This is a genomic window from Verrucosispora sp. WMMA2121 (genome assembly GCF_027460185.1).
GTDB classification, from domain to species: Bacteria; Actinomycetota; Actinomycetes; order Mycobacteriales; family Micromonosporaceae; genus Micromonospora; species Micromonospora palythoicola.
The window spans coordinates 653,281-673,563 of record NZ_JAPZBH010000004.1; the positions used below are offsets into that span (position 1 = coordinate 653,281).

Annotated in this window: 19 protein-coding genes and 1 pseudogene; 19 read left to right on the plus strand and 1 reads right to left on the minus strand. The window is 67.3% G+C overall.

Features of this window, described 5'->3' with window-relative positions; genetic code table 11:
- The first annotated feature begins 7 nt into the window (after positions 1 to 7).
- The 11 genes from O7605_RS03675 to O7605_RS03725 are packed head-to-tail and all read left to right on the plus strand — an operon-like array spanning position 8 to position 12,767.
- Positions 8 to 757, plus strand: coding sequence for a sugar transferase (locus O7605_RS03675; protein ID WP_269737897.1), 750 nt, complete (start codon positions 8 to 10; stop codon positions 755 to 757).
- The gene (locus O7605_RS03680; protein WP_269737898.1) at positions 750 to 2,315 is read left to right on the plus strand and encodes a lipopolysaccharide biosynthesis protein; all 1,566 of its coding nucleotides are present in this window, start codon (positions 750 to 752) and stop codon (positions 2,313 to 2,315) included. The genes O7605_RS03675 and O7605_RS03680 overlap by 8 nt, the downstream gene beginning before the upstream one ends.
- Positions 2,312 to 3,160, plus strand: coding sequence for a class I SAM-dependent methyltransferase (locus tag O7605_RS03685; RefSeq protein WP_269737899.1), 849 nt, complete (start codon positions 2,312 to 2,314; stop codon positions 3,158 to 3,160). Before O7605_RS03680 ends, O7605_RS03685 begins: the two co-directional genes overlap by 4 nt.
- Complete coding sequence (locus O7605_RS03690) at positions 3,160 to 4,014, plus strand: class I SAM-dependent methyltransferase (RefSeq protein WP_269737900.1); 855 nt, start codon at positions 3,160 to 3,162, stop codon at positions 4,012 to 4,014. The genes O7605_RS03685 and O7605_RS03690 overlap by 1 nt, the downstream gene beginning before the upstream one ends.
- Positions 4,011 to 5,360, plus strand: coding sequence for a glycosyltransferase family 2 protein (locus tag O7605_RS03695; RefSeq protein WP_269737901.1), 1,350 nt, complete (start codon positions 4,011 to 4,013; stop codon positions 5,358 to 5,360). Before O7605_RS03690 ends, O7605_RS03695 begins: the two co-directional genes overlap by 4 nt.
- 22 nt (positions 5,361 to 5,382) lie before the next feature.
- Positions 5,383 to 6,510, plus strand: coding sequence for a glycosyltransferase (locus tag O7605_RS03700; RefSeq protein WP_269737902.1), 1,128 nt, complete (start codon positions 5,383 to 5,385; stop codon positions 6,508 to 6,510).
- Positions 6,507 to 7,817, plus strand: coding sequence for an O-antigen ligase family protein (locus tag O7605_RS03705; RefSeq protein WP_269737903.1), 1,311 nt, complete (start codon positions 6,507 to 6,509; stop codon positions 7,815 to 7,817). The genes O7605_RS03700 and O7605_RS03705 overlap by 4 nt, the downstream gene beginning before the upstream one ends.
- Positions 7,817 to 8,752, plus strand: coding sequence for a glycosyltransferase family 2 protein (locus O7605_RS03710; RefSeq protein WP_269737904.1), 936 nt, complete (start codon positions 7,817 to 7,819; stop codon positions 8,750 to 8,752). Before O7605_RS03705 ends, O7605_RS03710 begins: the two co-directional genes overlap by 1 nt.
- A 10-nt stretch (positions 8,753 to 8,762) precedes the next feature.
- A complete protein-coding gene (locus O7605_RS03715; RefSeq protein ID WP_269737905.1) occupies positions 8,763 to 9,977 on the plus strand; it encodes a glycosyltransferase family 4 protein in 1,215 nt (404 codons plus the stop codon).
- Entirely contained in the window at positions 9,974 to 11,890 is a 1,917-nt protein-coding gene (locus tag O7605_RS03720; RefSeq protein WP_269737906.1) for a hypothetical protein, read from the plus strand. Before O7605_RS03715 ends, O7605_RS03720 begins: the two co-directional genes overlap by 4 nt.
- 22 nt (positions 11,891 to 11,912) lie before the next feature.
- Positions 11,913 to 12,767 carry a TylF/MycF/NovP-related O-methyltransferase gene (locus O7605_RS03725; protein ID WP_269737907.1) on the plus strand — a complete coding sequence of 285 codons (855 nt, stop codon included), beginning with the start codon at positions 11,913 to 11,915 and terminating at the stop codon, positions 12,765 to 12,767.
- Positions 12,768 to 12,772: 5 nt separating this feature from the next.
- Here O7605_RS03725 and O7605_RS03730 read toward each other — a convergent pair whose 3' ends face one another.
- Positions 12,773 to 13,807, minus strand: coding sequence for an LCP family protein (locus tag O7605_RS03730; RefSeq protein ID WP_269737908.1), 1,035 nt, complete (start codon positions 13,805 to 13,807; stop codon positions 12,773 to 12,775).
- A gap of 369 nt (positions 13,808 to 14,176) precedes the next feature.
- Here O7605_RS03730 and O7605_RS03735 point away from each other — a divergent pair, with 369 nt between their 5' ends.
- The 8 genes and pseudogenes from O7605_RS03735 (at position 14,177) to O7605_RS03770 (ending at position 20,258) form a co-directional block, all read left to right on the plus strand.
- Positions 14,177 to 15,310: an acyltransferase family protein gene (locus O7605_RS03735; protein WP_269737909.1), complete on the plus strand. Its 1,134-nt coding sequence runs from the start codon at positions 14,177 to 14,179 to the stop codon at positions 15,308 to 15,310.
- 367 nt (positions 15,311 to 15,677) lie between these two features.
- Positions 15,678 to 16,286 (plus strand): SipW-dependent-type signal peptide-containing protein, encoded by a 609-nt coding sequence (locus O7605_RS03740; RefSeq protein ID WP_269737910.1) that lies wholly within the window; start codon positions 15,678 to 15,680, stop codon positions 16,284 to 16,286.
- A gap of 9 nt (positions 16,287 to 16,295) precedes the next feature.
- Complete coding sequence (locus O7605_RS03745) at positions 16,296 to 16,928, plus strand: SipW-dependent-type signal peptide-containing protein (RefSeq protein WP_269737911.1); 633 nt, start codon at positions 16,296 to 16,298, stop codon at positions 16,926 to 16,928.
- An 11-nt stretch (positions 16,929 to 16,939) separates the two neighbouring features.
- Positions 16,940 to 18,214, plus strand: a complete 1,275-nt coding sequence (locus O7605_RS03750) for a signal peptidase I (RefSeq protein ID WP_269737912.1) — start codon at positions 16,940 to 16,942, stop codon at positions 18,212 to 18,214.
- Positions 18,215 to 18,276: 62 nt separating this feature from the next.
- Positions 18,277 to 18,690, plus strand: coding sequence for a hypothetical protein (locus O7605_RS03755; protein WP_269737913.1), 414 nt, complete (start codon positions 18,277 to 18,279; stop codon positions 18,688 to 18,690).
- A 455-nt stretch (positions 18,691 to 19,145) separates the two neighbouring features.
- Positions 19,146 to 19,343: pseudogene (locus O7605_RS03760) on the plus strand (ATP-binding protein); the annotation flags it as partial.
- A gap of 310 nt (positions 19,344 to 19,653) precedes the next feature.
- Positions 19,654 to 19,884, plus strand: a complete 231-nt coding sequence (locus O7605_RS03765; RefSeq protein ID WP_117228534.1) for a DUF433 domain-containing protein — start codon at positions 19,654 to 19,656, stop codon at positions 19,882 to 19,884.
- Positions 19,881 to 20,258 carry a DUF5615 family PIN-like protein gene (locus O7605_RS03770; RefSeq protein ID WP_269737914.1) on the plus strand — a complete coding sequence of 126 codons (378 nt, stop codon included), beginning with the start codon at positions 19,881 to 19,883 and terminating at the stop codon, positions 20,256 to 20,258. Before O7605_RS03765 ends, O7605_RS03770 begins: the two co-directional genes overlap by 4 nt.
- The last annotated feature ends 25 nt before the right edge of the window (positions 20,259 to 20,283 follow it).

Sequence of the window (20,283 nt, forward strand, 5' to 3'; positions counted from 1 at the left end):
ACCAAAGGTGCTGCTGCTCAAGAATTCGCTCGACAGCATCGACGAGCCCACAGTGGCCGCATGCCAGCAACTGGACGTGGAAATCCTGGTGCTGGCACGGCCGGTCTACGGACTACTACCCACCCGAGGTCTCCGGCGCTTCGGCGGGCTGCCCTGGATCCGCCTGCGGTCGAGCCAGCGCCGCCGCGCCAGCCTACATGTCAAGCGGTGCCTCGACCTTGGCATCATCGCGCTCAGCGCGTTGCCGGCGCTTCCGCTGATCCTCGCCATCACCATCGTGCTTTCCTTCACCGGTCCGCCGTTCTACCGTCAACAGCGCGTCGGCACGGGCGGACGGCCGTTCTACATGATCAAGTTCCGGACCATGCGACCCGGTTCGGAGCACGACACCGGGCCGGTGCTTGCCCAGCCGGAAGACACCCGGGTCACCCGCGTCGGCCGCCATCTGCGCCGCACTCGCCTGGACGAACTTCCGCAACTGTGGAACGTCATCCGCGGCGAGATGAGTCTGGTCGGTCCCCGCCCCGAGCGGCCCGAGTTCATCGCAGAGTTCCGGCAGCTGCCGCACTACGACCTGCGCCATCTGGTCCGGCCGGGGCTCACCGGGCTCGCGCAACTCACTGGTGGCTATGCCGCCACGGTGGAGGAGAAGCTGCGCTGCGACCTTTTCTACCTCAACTGTCGTTCACTGCGGTTGGACCTGAGCCTGCTGGCCTTGACCGTCCTAGACCTGTTCCGGGGTTTTCCCCGTGGCTAGCCCGACCGGCACCGCTGGCGGACGGCGACTTGCCCGCAACACGTTGAGCATGCTTGCCGCCCGGGTGGTGATGGCACTGGCCGGGCTGGTCACACTGCCCATTGTCTACCAGCACCTCGGATCCAAGGCGTTCGGCATCTGGGTGCTGCTGACCGGTCTGCTCGCCATCGCCGCGCTGTTCGACCTCGGTCTCGGCTCCGCACTGGTGCGGGAGGTGGCGAGCGTCAACGCCCACAGCGAGCCGAGCGCGGTGATCAGGCGACTCCTCGGGCTTGGCCTGGCCTGGGGACTAATCCTCGGCGGGCTCACCTTCTTCGCGCTCGCCGCCAGTTGGCCGTGGATCGCCCATCTGCTACGGCTCGGTGAGCTGACCCGAGACGCGTGGCACGCGGCGCTATGGCTGCTGCTCGGTCTGGTGGCCAACGGAGTGGAACTCCCCTGGCGCGCGGTGCTGGAGGGTGTTCAGCGCTACGGAACGTTGGCCTTGGTGAGCACCGCGATGGCCGTCCTCGGGGCGGCACTGACGATCGCGGTGGTGCGACTGGGCGGCGGTCTGGTCGCACTCGCCGCCGCCACCGGAGCGACAAGTGCGATCCGGACCGTTCTGCTCGCCGCCGCCGCAGAACACCGGCACCGAGACCTGACTCCCCGCTGGGGCCGCCTGGCCGGTCACGATGTCCGTCGTATCGGCGAATATGGTCTGCGGGTCCAGGTGTCCAGCGGCGCCGCCGCCGTGAACGTGGAACTCGATCGGCTCGTTCTCGGCGGCTTCTTCGGCCCGGCGGTGGCCGGCAACGCCGATCTCGGCGTCCGTCTGCTCAATCTGTTGCGGCTACCGCCCGGCTTCGCGCTGCTCGTGTTGTTTCCCGCTGCGGTCCGGCGCACGGTCACCGGCGGACGGGCTTGGCTCGACACCTTCTACCTTGACGCGACACGTCACCTGGCCACGTTTCTCGCGCCAGTGGCGGCGGCCCTGATGGTCAGCGCCGATCCCCTGGTGCGGCTGTGGCTCGGGGAACCGGTGCCGTGGGCCGCGCCGACCATCGCGGTCCTCGCCCCCGCGTACGCACTCAACCTGATCATGGGCGCGGCCACCATCGTCGCCCGGGTTGAGGGCCGTCCCGGCCTTGAGACGCGCTACGTGCTGCTGTCGGTCGTGCTGAACGTGTCACTGACCGTACCGCTGCTGATCTTCGCTGGTCCGGTCGGGGTGCCAGCCGCTACCGCGCTCGCGGTGGTGCTCGCCACGGCGTACTTCATGGCCCACTTCCATCAGGCGACGGCGCGCCCGGTGCGGCCGATGCTGCGGACACTGTGGGTGCCGACCGCCGCCGCGACGGTGGCGGGTGTCATCACGGCCGCGCTCGTCGGGTACCTGCCAGACGGTCCGGGACGATCCTCCGCAGCGCTTGCCGTTGCCACCCGCGCGGGCCTGGCGCTGACGCTCGCCGCCGGGTTGCTCATGCTCTGCGGATATCCGCGAGCCGACGAGCGAGCCTGGCTGCGGTCGCTCGCTGGTCGGGTCCGAATCACGCTGGCCACCGGAGTTCACCGATGAGCCTCGACCTCCACCCCGCCCAATGCCTGAACTGTGGATACGGCCAGCCACACCGCCAGGTCCTCGGTGGTGCCGTACGCCGCTGCACCTGCTGCGGGCTTGGCTGGACGGTGCCGGATCCGACCGTCGGCCCCGCCCGGTACGACGTGGACTACTTCACGGGCGGCGGTTACGAGGACTACTTCCGCAACGCACCCCGACGGTTCGAGGCGGGGCGGCGGTTGCGGTGGCTGTCGACGGTGGTGCCACCTTCGGTGCTGGTGGAAGCGGGTTGCGCGGGCGGCTACTTCCTGGAAGCAGCCCAGCGTGCCGGCTTCACGGTCACCGGTGTGGAGGTGTCGCAGGTGGCGGCAAAGTTCGCCGTCGAACAACTGCGGGTGCCGGTACGACAGGGCTACTTCGAGCAGGTCGCCGCAACGCTACAGGCCGACGTCGTCTGCGCGTTCCACGTGCTCGAACACGTCGACGATCCGCGAACGTTCCTGCGAACCGCACGGGAGGTACTGCCGCCCGGCGGATGGCTGGCCCTCGAAGTACCGAACATCGCCTCCGCCGCCGCCACCCGCCTCGGACACCAATGGCCCGCCCTGCAACTGGCGTACCACCGCTGGCACTTCACTCCGACCGCGCTGACCCGGCTGCTGGCGACTGAGGGATTCGAGGTCGTCCGGCAGGACACCGCGGCCTTCCGGTTCTACATGCCGATCGGATTCCGCATACGACACGCCCGACGGCTACTTCCGTCGGACTGGATCGATCTGCGCTCGCCAGCCCTGACCCATCGGTGGCGGGGAGACCTCCTGCGGGTGATCGCCCGCAGACCGCGAGATGTACGGAGCGGCTGATGAAGCTCAGCAACGACGAACTGACCACCTGCCGCCTGTGCGGCCGCGACGGCCAGCCTGAGTGGGTTCTTGATGGGACGCTGCGCCGCTGCGCCGAGTGCGGGTTTCTCTGGACGGCGGGTGTCGCTGTGCCACCGGATGAGCTGTATGACGAGGCCTATTACCTAACCGACGGTTACCAGGACTATTTCGCTGCCAGCGGCCAGCGACGGTTCGAGGCGGGGCGGCGGTTGCGGTGGCTGTCGACGGTGGTGCCACCTTCGGTGCTGGTGGAAGCGGGTTGCGCGGGCGGCTACTTCCTGGAAGCAGCCCAGCGCGCCGGCTTCACCGTGACCGGTGTGGAGGTCTCGCAGGTGGCGGCAAAGTTCGCCGTCGAACAACTGCGGGTGCCGGTACGACAGGGCTACTTCGAGCAGGTCGCCCCAACGCTACAGGCCGACGTCGTCTGCGCGTTCCACGTGCTCGAACACGTCGACGATCCGCGAACATTCCTGCACACCGCACGGGAGGTACTGCCGCCCGGCGGATGGCTGGCCCTCGAAGTACCGAACATCGCCTCCGCCGCCGCCACCCGCCTCGGACACCAATGGCCGGCGGTGGCGCCCCAATATCACCGATGGCACTTCACCCCCGACACGCTCAGTCGACTGCTGCACCAGACAGGCTTCAAGATCGTCTCGCACGACACCGTCTTCTCCCGCTTCTACTGGCAGCCGGTGGCACGTCTGCGCCGGTCCCGGGATCTTTTCGTCGCCGACGTCGCCGCCAGCCGGTCTCCCCGGATGCGCCATCCGCTCCTCGGTGACCTACTCCGCGTCTTCGCCCGCCGCGAGGAAACGGCGGTGGATCGATGAGCGCTGAACCGCGAGGCGGGCCGCTCAGGTCGGCACCGTCCCTGTCCATCCTGCTGACAAGTTGGAACACCCGAGAGCAGACCCGGCAATGCCTGGAGACGCTGGCGGCCACCGTGCCACCCGATCTCGACTACGAGGTCGTGGCCGTGGACAACGCCTCTCGCGACGGCTCGGCAGAACTGCTTTCCCGGTGGCCCCGAGTACACCTCATCCGGAACAGCCGTAATGTCGGCTTCGCTCCCGCCGTCAATCAGGCATACCGGCAGTCCCGCGGTGAGTTGATCCTGCTGCTCAACAGTGACGTGGCGTTTCATCCCGGCGCGCTCTCCACAATGCTGTCGTTCCTGGACGACCACCCCGAAGCGGCCGGGGTGAGCCCGCTCTACCTCAACCCCGACGGCACCTTCCAACAGCACTACGTCCAGCAGCCGAGGTTCCTGGCGTCCCTGGCGCTGGTCACCGCGCTACGCCGAGTGCCAGGGTTCCGGCAGGCGCTGCACACCTTCCAGATGCGTGGGGAGGACTTCAGCCGTCCACGCCTGCTGGCCTCGGCTAGCTGCATGCTGCTGCGTCGCGCCGTGCTGGCACCAGATCACATCTTCGACGAGCGGTTTCCGATCTACTGGAACGACGCCATCCTCGCCCGGCAGCTCCACCGCGCCGGCCAGCAATTGTGGATGACTCCGAACGCCGTGGTGACCCACGTCCGGGGCGCCTCCTGTCGGCTGCTCGGACCGTCCATCCGCTTCCGTCACCTCCTCGGCAGCCTGGTGACCTACCTCGGGATGACCCAGCCTCGGCACCGGGTCGCGTTGTTCCGGCTGGTCGTCCTGGTCGATCACGCGGTCAAGCGCATCTGCGGGCGTACCGTTCAGCTCTCCCTCGCCGACCTGCGAGCCGCCCTTCGAGGTGATGTCGGTCCACTGCCAGACGGCGACATCCGGGACTGGTTGATCGTGTTCACGCATACGCCATCCACCCCGGAGACCGACCGAGCGGTGATCGCCGAAGCGCTGCACGACGACCCCGAACAACGCCTGCTGCTCGTGGACCCGCCAACACCACGTCCACGTTGGCGCAGCCGGGTCACTCGCATCGATGACAGAGCATGGCACCTCGCTCCGCCGGCGCCGCTGCCCTTCGGCGCTCGGATACGAACCGTCGACACGGCGAACCGTCGATTCGCCGCCGCCGCCGTACGCCGCTGGCTCGACCGTCAGGCGGGTGCCCGGCTGCTCCGGCTCGACGACGCGGATGCCCAGACTGTGCTCGGCCGGGTCGGCGAGGACGAGGTGCTGCCGGCGACGTGCCGGGTGCCGGTCAGGCAGCGGGCCGGCCATGACTGACCTGAGCGACCGGGGATCCGCGATGCACCCTTGCATTGCAAGCGGCGGCGCCACCTGGGTGATCTTCTTCAGCGCCACCCCTTGGCACGGCGGCGCGCACCGCCAGCACGCAATAGCGCGGCAGCTCGCCACCACATACCGGGTGATCTTCGTCGATCCCCCTGGCCTACGAATCCGGAGGGGCACCTCAATCCGCAGGGTTGAACATGCCATCTGGCACGCCGAGCTGCCCACCACGGTCCCGTTCGGTCGGCACCTGCCGGCAGCCAACTCGATCAACAGACGAGTGGCCGTGGCCGTGTTGCGGCGCTGGCTGCTCCGTGACCCGGCGGAGGTAGCTCTGGTGTGGCTGGACGAGGACTTGGCCGCCGGCTGCGCCAGCCGGATCGATGCCTCCGCGGTCGTCTACGACGCGGCCGACCTGGACTGGACCTTCACCCGACGGTGGAACCGGCGCCATCTGCGTCGGAGTCTCAGTCGGGCAGTGGCGGCCGCAGATTTGGTACTAGCGTCGTCGGCTGCACTACCTGCGCGGATGCCGGCCAGCCGACAGACACCGGTGGTGCTGCCCAACGCCTGCGACCCGGGGCACTTCACTCCCCATGGCCCGACCGTTCCCCGGCCGGTCGAGCCGGGTCGGCCGCTGATCGGCTACTCCGGCAGCATCGATAGCCGGGCCTTCGACGGCGAGCTGGTCGCTGCGGTGGCGCGGAACCGACCCGACTGGACCTTTCTGCTGATCGGGCCGAGCACACGCGCCGGCCGGAAGCCCCTCGCGGGTCTCACCAACGTGCTGCTCACCGGCCCCATCCCGTACCCCGACCTCCCCGCGACACTGCGTGTCTGTGATGTGGCCATGATCCCGTACCGCCTCGGCGGTCTGGTGGACTATGTGCACCCGAAGAAATGCTACGAGTACCTGGCGCTCGGCAAGCCGGTGGTCGCGACGCCGCTGCCGGCGCTGACCGGGATGACCGGCGTGGTCCGGCTCGCGGCTGGTGCCGATGACTTCTCCGCCGCGATCGCCTCGACGCTGACCGAGACGACGGGCCCGGAGCGGGTCGCTCACCGAAGGGCTGTGGCGACAGCGAACAGCTGGTCCGTCCGGGGCGAGCAACTGCATCGGCTGCTCGCGGGGCTGGTCCGATGACCCGGCTCGCAGTCGGGATCGGCCTGGCGGCGGTGAGTGCCATGCTCGGCGCCGCCGTGTCGCTGGCCACCATGCTGCCGGGGATGCTGGCGCTGGCGGGCACGGGTGCGCTGGTGTGCCTGGCCGTCTTCCTGCTCTGGCCGTGGGCCGTGCTGCCGGTCGGCATCGTCGGTGGTGCGGTAGCTGGCGGCCTGGTCAGCGGAGGAGACGTCCGCATCTACGTGGCCGCGCACCTGCTGCTGCTGGCCGTCGGCGGGGTCGCTCTGCTGATCCGGTACGCCCTCGGCATCTCGGCCGGGCGGCGGCGGACCTCGGCCGACACCGGCATGATGCTGGTAGTCGGGCTGACCGTCGCCGCCGCCTGTTACGGCCTCGCTGTCGGGAATCTACCCACCGAGGTCGTCGTCGCCGGCTACCAGATCGCCATCCTCCCGCTGTACTTTTTCCTCGCCACGCACACGTTGACCACCGACCGCCGGCTGGCCGCCGCCGGGCTGCTCTACGTCGGCGTGGTGGCTGTGCTGGCCGCGATCTCGATGACCGTCCCTGGCCGTCACGGCGGGCTACTCACACTGCTCGCGGTCCCGATGCTGATCTGGTTCGCTGGTCACTACCGGGGCTGGCGCCGGCTCGCCGCGGTGCTGCTCGCTGGACTCTTCGCCATCGACGTGGTGCTCGCCTCGTACCGGGGTATCTGGCTCGCGGCCGGGGTGACGCTGCTGACGATGCTGGTCTGCGGCGGGCGGGCGGTGCGGATTGGAATGGCTGCCACCACCGCCGTTGGGCTGGTCATCGCCGCACTGCTCGCGATCCAGCCCGGCGTGCGGGAACGCGCGCAGGAGATCGCGATCGGGTTTGAACAGTCCGCCGGCTATCGCGCGTCGGAGTCGTCGGTCGGTCTGAACATCTTCGCAGACCGACCAGTCCTGGGAGCCGGGCTCGGGCAGTCAACCACCGACGTTTACCTGGCCGACTTCGCCCTCACCGATGTCGGGCCGGTCTACCACGCCTTCTACGTAACGCTACTGGCGAACGTCGGACTGGTGGGCCTCGCCCTGGTGCTCTGGCCGGTACTACGTGGGATCCGGGCCGGGCTTGCCGACCCGGCAGGGCCCGCCCTACCGTTCGCGGCTCTGTGTTGTGGGTTTCTCTGCGCTGCGGTGTTCGCGGCCCCGACCGACGGGCACTGGGAACTCGGATTGCTACCAGCCCTGGCATTGTTGACCGCCCGTCCTCCCGCCCAGGTGCGAGAACGTCCACCGGGCCGACTACGGCTGCAGGTGCGGGTTCCTGAGGCGGTGCGCTGATGGTCGAACTCGACGCGACGGCGATCGTGGTCACCTACAACTCCCAGGGACAGGTGCTCGCCGCGCTCACCGCGCTACGGCAGGCCGGCCTACCGGTACGGCTGGTCGACAACGGATCGACCGACCGCACCGTCGAGCTGGTGCGGACTCACTTTCCTGAGGTGACCGTGTTGGTCGGTCAGGGCAACGTCGGCTTCGCCGCCGCCGTCAACCGGGGCGCATCCGGGGTACAGACCAGTGTCCTGCTACTGGTCAATCCCGACTGTGTGGTTCCACCCGAGACCACTCGGGCTCTCGTCGAAACCGTGTTCGGCCGGCCGGAGATCGGCATCGCCGGGCCACGACTGCTTGACGCCGACGGCCAGGTGGCGGTCAGCGCCCACCCTTTCGAAACGCTCACCACGGTGGTGGCGAGCCGGTTCGGGGGAATGCTGGTGCCGGTGCCGGTACGTCGCTGGCTGTCTGGGCGACGCCGTCGACAGGCGTACGACGCGTGCCTGCACGGCGCTCTTCCGGCCAGGGTGGACTGGGTCTCCGGCGCGTGCCTCGCCGTCCGCGCCGACCTGTTCACCGCCGTCGGCGGTCTGGACGAGGCGTACTTCATGTACTACGAGGACGAAGAGTTGTGTCTTCAAGTTCGCTGCCACGGTGCCGAGGTGCTGTACCTCCCACATGTGACGGCGGTCCACAGCGGCGGAGCGAGCAGTAGTGACCCGGCCTGGATCTGGCCCCACCTCTACCGCAGCATGTTGGTGTTCTTCAGCCGCCACCGGCCCCGGTCCCGAGCCGCGGTCCGGGCCGTCGTCCTGTTGCGGGCGGTGCTGGGGGTCATTCTGGCCACCGTACGACTGTCGCTGCAACCGGGTGCCGGCATCACCCGGATGCGTGCCTGGACCCGAGTTGGCCGCATCGCGATCACCCGTATCCACATTTGAGGAATCACTCATGCATGTCTTGATCACAGTCGTGGGGGCCCGTACCGAGCATTGGACCGACCTGTTCAGCTCGCTCTGCGAGCGACCCGACCTCCGGCTCACCGTGCTCGCCGCCGAGGTGTCGCCGGCCACTCGCCGCGAGTTCGACCGGCTGGGCCAACGGTATCCCAGCTTTCACTCGCAGGTGCTCCCGCACCGTCTCGGTGAGGCCAGGACGGGTCACATGGCCTCCGTCGTGGTCCAGTTCGGCGGACGAGGCGGACCGCCGGTGTCGCAGCCACCGGACGTGGTGCACATCATTGGGGAGGCCGCGTACCTGTCGACCTGGCAGGTCCTGCGGATGCGTCGTCGGCACTGGCCGGCAGTACCGACGACGCTGTACGCGGCGCAGAACGTGGTGACCCGGTTCCCCATGCCGTTCCCGCTGGTTGAGCGGTACGCGTATCGCGAGGTGGACATGATCCTGCCGATCACGCCCGCAGCGCGGCAGGTGTTACGCGTCAAGGGTTACCGCGGTGCGGCGACGAACGTTCCCCTCGGCGTTGACACCACCATCTTCCGACCGCGGGCCGAGGCCGCCGCCGTACGACCCTTCACCGTCGGTTTCGTGGGCCGTTTCGAGCCCCACAAGGGTGTGCTCGACCTGCTGCGCGCGGCCGATCTGGCCGATTGCGACGTGCTGCTGGTGGGCGACGGCAGCCTGACCGCCGACATCGATCGGGCCGCCTGGCGCCGCCCTGGGCGCATTCGGCGGCATCGTTGGACGGGCCACGCGCAGCTACCCGATCTGCTGGCGCAGATGAGTGTGCTGGCGCTGCCCGCTCGGGAGATCGTGCAGCGAAACGTGCTGCCGTGGGTCGGGATCCCGCTACGCGAGCAGTTCGGCCGGGTACTGGTTGAGGCCATGGCCTGCGGTGTTCCGGTGATCGGCAGTGATGTCGGCGAGATTCCGTACGTCATCGGGAACGCAGGACTGGTCTTCCCAGCCGGGGACCCGGCCGCGCTCGCCGAACGGCTCGTCGAGCTGCGCGCCTGCCCGGCAACGGCCCGTGGGTTGTCCGCCACGGGGGTGCACCGCGCAACGAACGAGTTCGCCTGGGATCGAATCGCCGATCGGCTTGCTCAGATCTGGCAACAGTTGCACGAGACAAGCATGTCAGTACCCATCCCGGCACGAGCCGGTCAGAAGGTTCGCGACAACGCGGACCGGAAGGTGATCGCATGATGCGTACCGTCGACTTCATCGACCTGGTGGACACCGCCTGGCGCAGGATCGGACTTCCGCTGTTCGGTCTACTCGCCGGGCTGGCCGCCGCTCAAGCGGTGACACCGATGCTGCCGGATCGGTACGAAGCGCACGCTTCGATCCTGGTAGTGGCCGATCCGCCCGAGAATGACAGGCCCGCAGAGATGAGCCTCGCTCTCGCACAGAGCCTCGCACCCACCGTCGCCAAATTGATCAGCTCTCGGGAGGTGGCCGTCGCGGCGGCGCGCGACCTGGGACTGCCCGCGCAGACAGTCATCGGCACCGTCAACGGAACCTTCGAACCCGGTCTGCAGATTGTCACGGTCAGGGCTGAGGCGGCCTCCGCCGGCCGGGCCGCTGCGATTGCGAATGCGGTGAGCCAGAACCTCAGCGGGCAGTTGGACCGCTTGGAGTTGGGCGGCGACGCGGTGGTGACCACCCGGGTGGTCGACAGGGCCAGTCCACCATCTCGACCGACTTTCCCCAAACCGCTGATGAACAGCGCACTGGGAGCACTCATCGGATTGCTCGCCGGTTGGGGCGCGACGGTGCTCCGTGATCGTTTCGACCGTCGGCTGCGTGACATAGGCCAGATGGAGCTGCGTCTGGGTTTGCCGGTCATCGGTGTTCTTCCACAGCTGCCGAGGCGTTTCGCCCGTCATCACGCCGCTGCGCTGCTAGCCCGCCGCGACGTTGCAGTGCCCACCAGGGCGACAGTCTCGTCACTGAGTGTGCTCACCGGGTCGTCGAAGCGACGCCTGTTGGTCACAAGTGCACACGACGACGACGGTGCGGCGCTGGTCAGTGCCCTCCTGGGCCTTTCGATGGCAGCGGACCAACGCCGGGTCTCGATAGTCGACGGCGCGGTCCGGGACCCCATGCTCGCCGGGCACTTCCCGGACGCCTCGTTCACCTGGCAGCAGGTCCAGGCCGGTAAGCACTCCCCCACCCGTATGCCCGACTTTCCCACACTGTCTGTGCTACCGAGCGAGCCACGCGACGGTCTGACCGACGAGCACGCGCGGGAACTCAGCGAGGTGCTCGACATGCTGGCCGACAGCGAGGACTGTGTCATCGTTCACGCGCCACCGATGTTGGCCGGTTGGGACACTGCCGCGCTGGCCGAGCAGGTGGATGGGGTGCTGCTCGTGGTGGCGGCAGGAAGCACTCGGCTGACCGAGGCCACACGGGCGGCGCGTTTGCTGCGACGACTGAACCTCCCGCTGGTCGGCATCGTCGCTCTTGGGGCGATCGACCGGACCACTGAATGCGCTGCCGACGAGGTGAGCGCGCTGGACACCGCATCGGGCGAGACCCCGGACAGGAGGCGGCGGTCTGCGGATCGCGAGCCACGCTCCCACCAGCACCGAGCGGCTGCGCCAAGCGGACAGCGCCGGACGATCGACTCGACGGCGGCGACGGAAATCCTCGCCACGACACCAGCCCCAGCAGCAGGCACTGCCCCGACTCCCCCGCCGAGAGGTGACGCGAGGGTCCCCGTCGCGGTCGTCACCGACGGGCGAGAGGAACCGATCCAGGGCGACCACGTTCCGCCGCTGCCGCCACGGCAGCCGCACCACCGGGAGAACGCCTCGGCACGCTGGCGTGTCGCGGGAACGGTGTCCCCGATCGACGACGGGGTCGCGTGGTCCACCCCGCTGATCGCCGGTGGCCGGGAGGCGGCCGGATCGGCGCTAGGTCGTCCCCTGGCGCCTCGAACCGAAACGCCCGGTCGCGCCTACCGGGCCGGTGCCGGACACCAGCCGGTCGAGCCCGTGCCGGACCAGCACCCCCGAAACGACAGCGTCACTCAGTACGTCTGCAACGGGACGCCTACCGACCTCGACGACCACCACGCACCGGCCGGCCGCTACCGCTGGCCGTCCAACTGAACCCACGTCAAAGGAGTAGCCGATGAGCGAGCCGCTCACTTGCCTGCCGCCCACCCTCAGCGATCCCCGTGCCATGTACTGCGACCTGCTGAAGAAGGCACTCACCCGATACGTCTTCCAGGAGACGTGGATGCCCTACCAGCCGCGACCAGCCTCCCTGCACGGCCGGTTCTACAACCGGTACAAGCATCTGCTGCAACGCCGTGGAATGGAACTCGTGCTGAAGTTTCCGTTTGACCCTGACGCACGCGCGAACGGCCGGGACTGGCCCCCGGAGGCGGACACGATGATCGGCCTGCGTCGTCTCGACAACCTGGAGCAGTGCCTTCGCGACGTGCTGAGACGAGACGTACCGGGCGATCTCATCGAGACCGGCGTTTGGCGCGGCGGCGCGGTGATCTTCATGCGGGGCATGCTGCAGGCCTACGGCGACCCGAACCGGACAGTCTGGGTGGCGGACTCGTTCCGCGGCCTACCCAAGCCCGAACCGCATCGGACCGAGGACGTCGAGGATGCGCTCTGGGCCCAACCTTTCCTCGCCGTCTCTCTGGATCAGGTCAAGAACAACTTCCGCCGGTACGGGCTCCTGGACGACCGGGTCCACTTCCTGCCCGGGTGGTTTGACGACACGTTGCCCACCGCACCGGTCGATCGGCTGTCGCTCATCCGGCTCGACGGGGACCTCTACGACTCGACAATGGTGGCGCTGCGCAGCCTCTACCCGAAGTTGTCAGTGGGCGGCTACGTGATCGTGGACGACTACCATGCGGTTCGCGGCTGCAAACAGGCGGTCGACGATTTCCGCGCCGAGTTCGGCATCAGCGACGAGCTTCACCCGGTCGACTGGACCTGCCGGTACTGGCAACGAACGACATGAACCCCTCAGTCCGGTATCGATGTGGCGGGCTGGCTTGCGAACCATTCGTCGAGCCGGTCCTCGCGGAGCGCCGCGAACAGGCTCATGGACAACCGCTCGTCCAGCTGAACCGACGAGCCTGCCGGCGTCATCAGGTCGGTCTCAGCGGCCGGAACGGTGACGAACCGCAACGACGCTGTCGTGATCCGGCGTACCGCGAGCACCAGCTCGGCGATGTCGAGTTCCCTGTCCACGGTCAACGACTCCGCCGTCGTGGTCAGCACCCGGTCCAACCGCGCAGGGTCAGTGAGGAGGTTCTCAGCCGTGATCTTCTCCACGATCGCCCGCACCACCAGCTGCTGGGTCTGGATCCGGCCGAAGTCACCGCCAGGCACGTTGTGGCGTTGCCGCATCAGGTCGTCGGTATTGCGGCCGTCGAGCTGGTGACAACCCACCTGCCAACGTGTGCCGGTATCGGTGGAGATAACCACGTAGGGCAGGCACACAGTGACACCGCCGATGGCGTCCACGATCTGCCGAACGGCCGCGAAGTTGGCGACCAGCACGCCGTCTATGGTCGCACCGGTGAGTTTATGCACGGTCTCGGCGGCCAGGGACGCACCACCAAACGCGAACGCAGCGTTGATCTTGTTAAGGCCGCCGGGCCAACTACCACTTCTCGCAGGCACCTCGACATAACTGTCACGCGGAATGGAAACGACCGTCGCAGTGTCCCTCGTCGCATTGAGATGCACGAGCATGATGGTGTCCGAGCGTTGCCCCGGGTACAGGCCCTCGTCCGCTTCACCCGCACGCGAATCGGAGCCGAGCAGGAGCAGGTTCAACGGGCCTGAGTTCCAACGCTCGTCGTCGCGGGGCGCGGTGCCGTGCCCGAGAATGTCCTCCCGCTGCACTCTGCTCTCATACCGATGTTTGAGACCAATGCCGAGAGTCACGCCCGCGGCGCACAACACACCAAGCAGCGCGACCAGGGAAACGCCCGCCTTCTGCCAGCCGGACATGCGCCGCCACACACTTGTCGCAAAATGAACCTTTGCCATCTCTGTCTACGCTTTCACCTAGCTGTCGAATCGGCTCCGGGCCGCGTATCCATAAGGTTGTTCCGATGCCAGGCACACTTTCCCCACGCTGGTTCACGGCCTCGGTCGACCACTGTCCTTCTCGACAACATTTCTGGCGATCCGAAGACATATCACAATGGTGCGGCGGGACCAGCCTCTCCTCTTCCAGTATCTACCAACGGCCGCCACGAACGCGGTCGAATACGTGATTCCCTGCAACTTTGTGGTTCACCGAAGGCCCGTCGTCGAAACACACCTACGCGCTCCGCACAATCCACAGCAACAAAGGTGAATCCACCCCGAGGATCGACGTGTTCCATGTAAAACGGAACCGTGTCTACTGACCCTGTGGCCACAAGCCACCGAGGGCACCCGGCCGCCACCGCCGAGCCTGGACACCCGGCACATCAGCGGATTCGCTACTTCGACCTGCTTCGTGCCGGGGCGCTCATTCGTGTCTTCATCTACCACGCCACCGGCTGGCTCTGGCTCTGTCTGCTGATTCCCGCGATAGGGCTGATGTTCGGCATCGCCGGGCATCTGATGGCGGCGTCACTGGATCGGCACGGCCCTGCGGCTGTGGTCCGGCGAGCGGCCCGATTGATGGTGCCGTTTTGGACATTCAGCCTGGCCGCCCTCACGCTGGTGCACGGCATCAGTCTGCGGGACGGCCCGGTAAGCATGCTCGACTGGGATCAGCTGATCTGGTGGATCCTACCGCTACGCGTACCATCCGCCGGAGAACTATCCTGGGCGTGGGCTTTCACCATAGGGCTATGGTACATAAGCGCCTACCTGTGGCTGATTCTGATATCACCGATCACCCTCTGGCTGTTCCGCCGGCATCCTTGGGCCTGTATCCTGACCTCTGTGGCGATATCGATCGGGTTCCAGGTCGGCCACATCGAGCACGGATACTTTGTTCTCTCCTACCTGCCCTGCTGGTTGTTGGGCTTCGCCAGCCACGACGGACAGCTCCCGCGACTGCCGGCGCGCACCTTCCATCTCGGAGCGTTGTTGCTGGCGGTCGTCGGCGGCAGCTGGATCGGCATTTCCATGGCCACCCACCCGACCAGTACCCTGAACCACATTCCCATAGCGACCACCCTGTGGTCGATGGCGTGGACCGCCGTGCTGATGCGTCCGCATGCGCGAATGGAACTTCGCCGCTTCAGGCAGAACCCTGTAGCCGACCGGCTGTTGCGTCTGATCAACGCCCGGGCGGCGACCATCTACCTCTGGCACATCCCCGCCAGTGCGGTGATTGTGACGGTACTGGCTCCGATGCTGCCCCTCGGCTCAGCTACCCACCTCCTGGCGACACTGATCGGAATGGTGATGCTGACCGCCGTTGCCGTGCTCGCGTTCGGCTGGGTTGAGACGTCGGCATCTCGCTGCGCCCGCTCCTGCAAGATCTCGTCGCGGATACCGGCCGAACAGCAGGAACCAGCCAGCGCAGATGCTTCCGCCATCACCCGATAGTGGTCCGTCAACAAGCGGGCGTACCGCCCGCCCAGCGACCGAGAGTCGCCCCCTGTACGTCGCACGCATCGATGGCTGCCTCCCAGCGCGGGCGTAGGTGCAGATCCTCGCGCAGCTTCAGATGATCGATGGATCTGCCGACACGAGTTCCGCATCTGCACTGCCCTGCGGCTGCCCGTTTATAGGCTTATAACACTTTTTGTCCTGATTTAGGCTTATGGTTTCCCTGAGTGACAGCGCGCCAAGACCACTGTCTGCGCGACCTCCAGGAGGCGACGGCCAGTCGGATCGCCCTGCGCCGCTGCCACGGACCATCACACGCCTACGCGTTGTCACCGAGGAGGACAAGTTGGGGGACAGGAGAGGGATGAGAACGGGCGACCGAAAGAGCCGTCGCAAGCTCAAGGCGGTCCTGGCCGGAGGGCTGACGCTCGGTCTTGGCGCGACCATCACACTCGCCGCCTGGAATGACTCCGAGTACGCCTCGGGCACGTTCACCGCAGGTAGCTTCAGCATCGAGGGCAGTACGGACGGCACCACCTACGCGGAGCACCCCACGGCGGGCACGGCGGCCTCGCTGGCATTCAGTACCGGATTCGACAACATCAGTCCGGGTGAAGTCGTCGCGGCACCGTTCGCCGTTCGCCTGACCGCGACAACGACCTACGACGCGACCGTCACGGTGGCGTCGGCCACGCCCGCCCCACCGGCTTTCGTCGGCCTAACCTACGGGATCGCCACTGTTCCCACCTTCGGCGACTGCAGCGCGACACCCACGACTCCTACCTGGATCGTGGCCGAGGGTACGGCGCTTGACTCGGTGGCTGGCGCAGTGCCCTTCAGCCTGACGCAGGGTACTCCACCCACGACGCCCGGCGCTCCGGCGTTCCTGTGCTTCGTCGTCACGGCGGATTCCGGTCTGGTACAGGGCACGTCGGTCACGGAGACCTGGCAGCTTCTCGCCGAATCCGTGTAGGTGGCGGCCGTGGTCAACCGTCGAACATCGGCCGGCTCACCACGGTTCCGCCGGATCCGTGCCGTACTCGCCGGCGCCCTGGTCCTCGGGCTGGGCGCGACGTCCACGCTCGCCGCCTGGACCGACGGCGAGTACGGCACCGGGTCGTTCGCGGCTAGCGTCTTCGGCACCGAGTCGCAGACCGCGTCCAGTAGCTGGACCAGCCACACCCCGGCGGCGAATGCCGCGATACTGGCGTTCAGCGCGACGGCGATGTCCCCCTCGGTCTCGTTCTACGCCTACCTCGACATCCGGACGACATCGACCACAAACATCGGTGGCACGGTCACGCTGACAAGCTCGTCGAACAACTCCGGTGCCCTGCTACCCGTACTCGAATACCGCGCGGTGCGGACTCCCAGTACCGGCACCACCTGTTCCGCCGCCGCCTTCACCGGTACGCCGACGTGGATCGTCGGGCCGAGCTATCTGGGTGTGACCTCCATTCCCGGCCCGCCGGTCTCGTCGGCCATCACCCCGCCGAGCGGCGGGACGCCGCAGTTGCGGTTCTGCTTCGAGGTACGTGTCCAGTCCGGTGCCAACAACTCGTACCAAGGCACCACCGGTGCCGTCACCTGGGAATTCACCGCGACATCTACCTGAGGACCTAGCAGATGGTGAGACGAGTGGATCGGCAGCCCGGAATCCTCGCACGCGTCGGCGACCTGGCGCTGACCCTGCTTGCCGTCGGCGGGACGGTGTGCGTCATCCTCGTTCCGTTGGCATTCTTCTTCGACATCTCGCTCATCCTGTTCAAGACCGGGTCGATGAGCCCGACCATCCCGGCCGGATCGCTGGCGGTGGTGCGGGAGATCCCCGCGTCCGAGGCCAACGTGGGTGACGTCATCACCGTCGACCGTACGCCGCTGCCGCCAATCACCCACCGGGTCGTCGGCATCGCCGACGGCGGCGGCCCTACTCGCCTGCTCACCCTGCGCGGAGACGCGAACGAGTCCAACGACGCTGCACCGTACGCGGTGACCCGCGTACGGCTCGTCGAATGGTCGGTGCCCAAGCTCGGATACGCGGTACGCACCGTGTCGAACGTTTACGTCATGAGTGGGATCACGATCGGCACCGCCGCGATCGTCACCTGGGCTTTCTGGCCGCGCTCAGAACCGCGACCACTGCAGCCAAATCAGTGGCGGCGACGGCGACGGGATTTACCGGGTTCGGATGAGGCAGCGCCGGACACTGAGATGGGCACGGTCATGCCCCGCGGTCCAACCTTGCGGTGTCTCCTCATTGCCGTGGCGGTGCTGCCGGGCGTCACCGCAGCGGTGCTGACGACACCCAGCCAGGCACGCGCGGAGACGACCGTAGACGTGATCCGGAGCCGGTACCTGACTCTGGTCTCGATCGGCGACCACGATCGGATGACGAAGATGACGCCGGGTGACCCTGTCCCCTGGCAGGTGGGCGTCTCGGCACATGCGCAGCAGCCCGGCCGGGTGGACATCTCACTGTCGGCGTTCGGATCGCTGGCCACCGAGCCGGAAGGCCTCCAGGTCATGGTCGCCATCTGCCCCGAGCGGTGGGTGAAGGGAGCCTGTCCCACAGGCAAGGAAGAACAGGTACTGGTGGACGGCCCGGCCACCAGAGTGGCCGCCGAGCCCCTCACCATCACCTCCATGCGTGCCGACCAGCAGCGCTGGTTGCTCGTCACCGCGAGCCTGCTCGCCGGCCCGGCAGCCTCCGGGTCGGCGGACCTGGTCGTCACGGCGACCGGATTCGGTGACCGGGCCTCGGCCGGCGGTAAGGTCAACCCGCTTCCGCGTACCGGAACCGCGCTGCGGACCCCGCTGTTCGCCGGGGCCAGTGCGCTGCTCGCCGGACTGCTGCTCGTCCTCACCGTGCGCAGGTACCGCGTCCGGGTGGGTCAGTCGTGAGGCGAACGCGGGTCCAGGCTAGACCCCCCTGGAGACGCATCGGGCGGCGCTGGATCGCGGCTGTGACCGCCCTGATGCTCGCCTTTAGTGTCGGTGTGCTCGCACCGCCCCAGTCGACGCTCGCGGCATGGACGGACACCGAGTACGGCAGTGGAAGCCTCCAGGCCGGCACGGTCAACCCACCGACCAACCTGCAGTGCACCGCAGGTTTGCTGACCCCACCCACCTTCAGCTGGAATCTGCCCGCCGGTGGCCTGACCCGCAGCGGCTTCACCTGGTCACTGTCCGGCGGCTTTTCCGGCGGCGGCAATCTCGGCCCCACCGCCGCAAGCGTCACCGTCCCCGGGGGGTTGCTGGCCATCGGCAGCGGTACCTTCCAACTGGTCGCAAACGGGCCCGCCGGCTGGACGTCGGTGCAGGTCACCGGCTCACTCGGCATGCTGACTGCGCTGCTCTACTTCTGCAGCGTGCCTTAGCAGCTTCAACCTGTAACCGTTACGCGGTATGCATACCCTGGCGACCAGCGCCCGCCTCGCTGGTCAGACCAGCCAACAAGGTCGACCGGTGAGCCCGCTGTGAGCCCGGACGCTCAAGCATCCAGCAGCACTCGACATCATTGACCGAGATCCGCAGGGGCACCTAGCTGGACGGATAGGTACCCCTGCGGACTGCCGGGCACCTGGCATCACGAGTCGAGTTTAACTTCTAATCCCAAGGCCGCAGGTTCGAATCCTGCCGGGCGCGCTCCACTACATGGCTCTGACCTGCGGTTTCTAGCGGTTTTCGCGATCTTCATTAATGGTATTCTTTGATTTAGGCTTACCTTAGGTGAGCCCGGATGTGCAGCCCTCGCACGACAAGCGCCAGACGAGTGGTGACTTCGAACGCCAACTCTCGGACAGTGAACCGCCCCGGATCTTGTAGAGACTTCCTCACCTCGCGCCTGCCCTTCGGGCGGTGGGGCGAGGTCTTCGGCGACGAAGTCGTCGCCGCCGCGATGATCGACCGCCTCGTGCACCACGCCGAGGTCCTCACCCTCGCAGGCGAGTCCTACCGCACCAGAGCCCGCCGAGAACTCCTCGCAAAAGACCGCGACAAGCAGAACGACACACCCCCCCCCCGGGGGTAACGGGGGGTCAATCCCAATCCGTCGCCAGGGGGTCAGTTCCAGTTCTACGTCAGATCACACCCCCTGTCGCCGCATGTCGCGCAATGATGGCTATTTGATTTTGGGCTGTGAGCATGTGTGAGCACAGAAATTGTGGGAGGCCGGATGCCAGCCCGTGCGCTCCCGCGCCGTCCCACAGCGATCACCCCGCCCCGGCTGCGACCAACCACGCAATCCTCATGCCTGTTGCGGAATCCTCCGGTACCGATGGGGAGCCAGGTCTCAGGCTGGCCCGGGGTCGGGCTAGGTCACGACGGGTTACCATGCCGTCATGAACTTCGAGCGGATCACCGTCAACCCGGCCCAGATGGGCGGTGCACCGTGCATCCGTGGGTTACGCATCCCGGTCGCGACGGTCGTGGCAATGATCGCGGACGGCATGAGCGCGGACGAGATCGTGTCAGATCTGCCGGACCTGACCGTTGAAGACGTCTGGGAAGCGCTGCGCTTCGCCGCCGAGGCTGTCCGGGAGCGGGAGCTGCCGCTACATCACGCGGCATGAAATTCCTGATCGACAACAACCTGTCGCCAGCGGTTGCCGCAGGTCTGCGCGCTCAGGGGCATGACGCCGAGCACCTCAGGGACTACGGCCTGGCAGCGGCGCCGGATGAGATCGTGCTGGATCGGGCACGCCAGGAACAGCGAGTGTTGATATCCGCAGATACCGACTTCGGCACTCTGCTGGCCTCCTCCGGGGCCGGCGAACCGTCCGTGTTGCTGGTGCGGCGGATCAGCGGTCGTCGATCCACACAGATCGTCGCGATCCTGGTGGCGAACCTCGCCGCAGTCGCCGACGACCTGGCCAGTGGAGCGATCGTCGTAGTCGGCGAGGACTGGCTGCGGGTCCGGCCCTTGCCCATCCTGCGCGGCAAGTGACCTGTTCGCCGGCTTGCCATCGGCC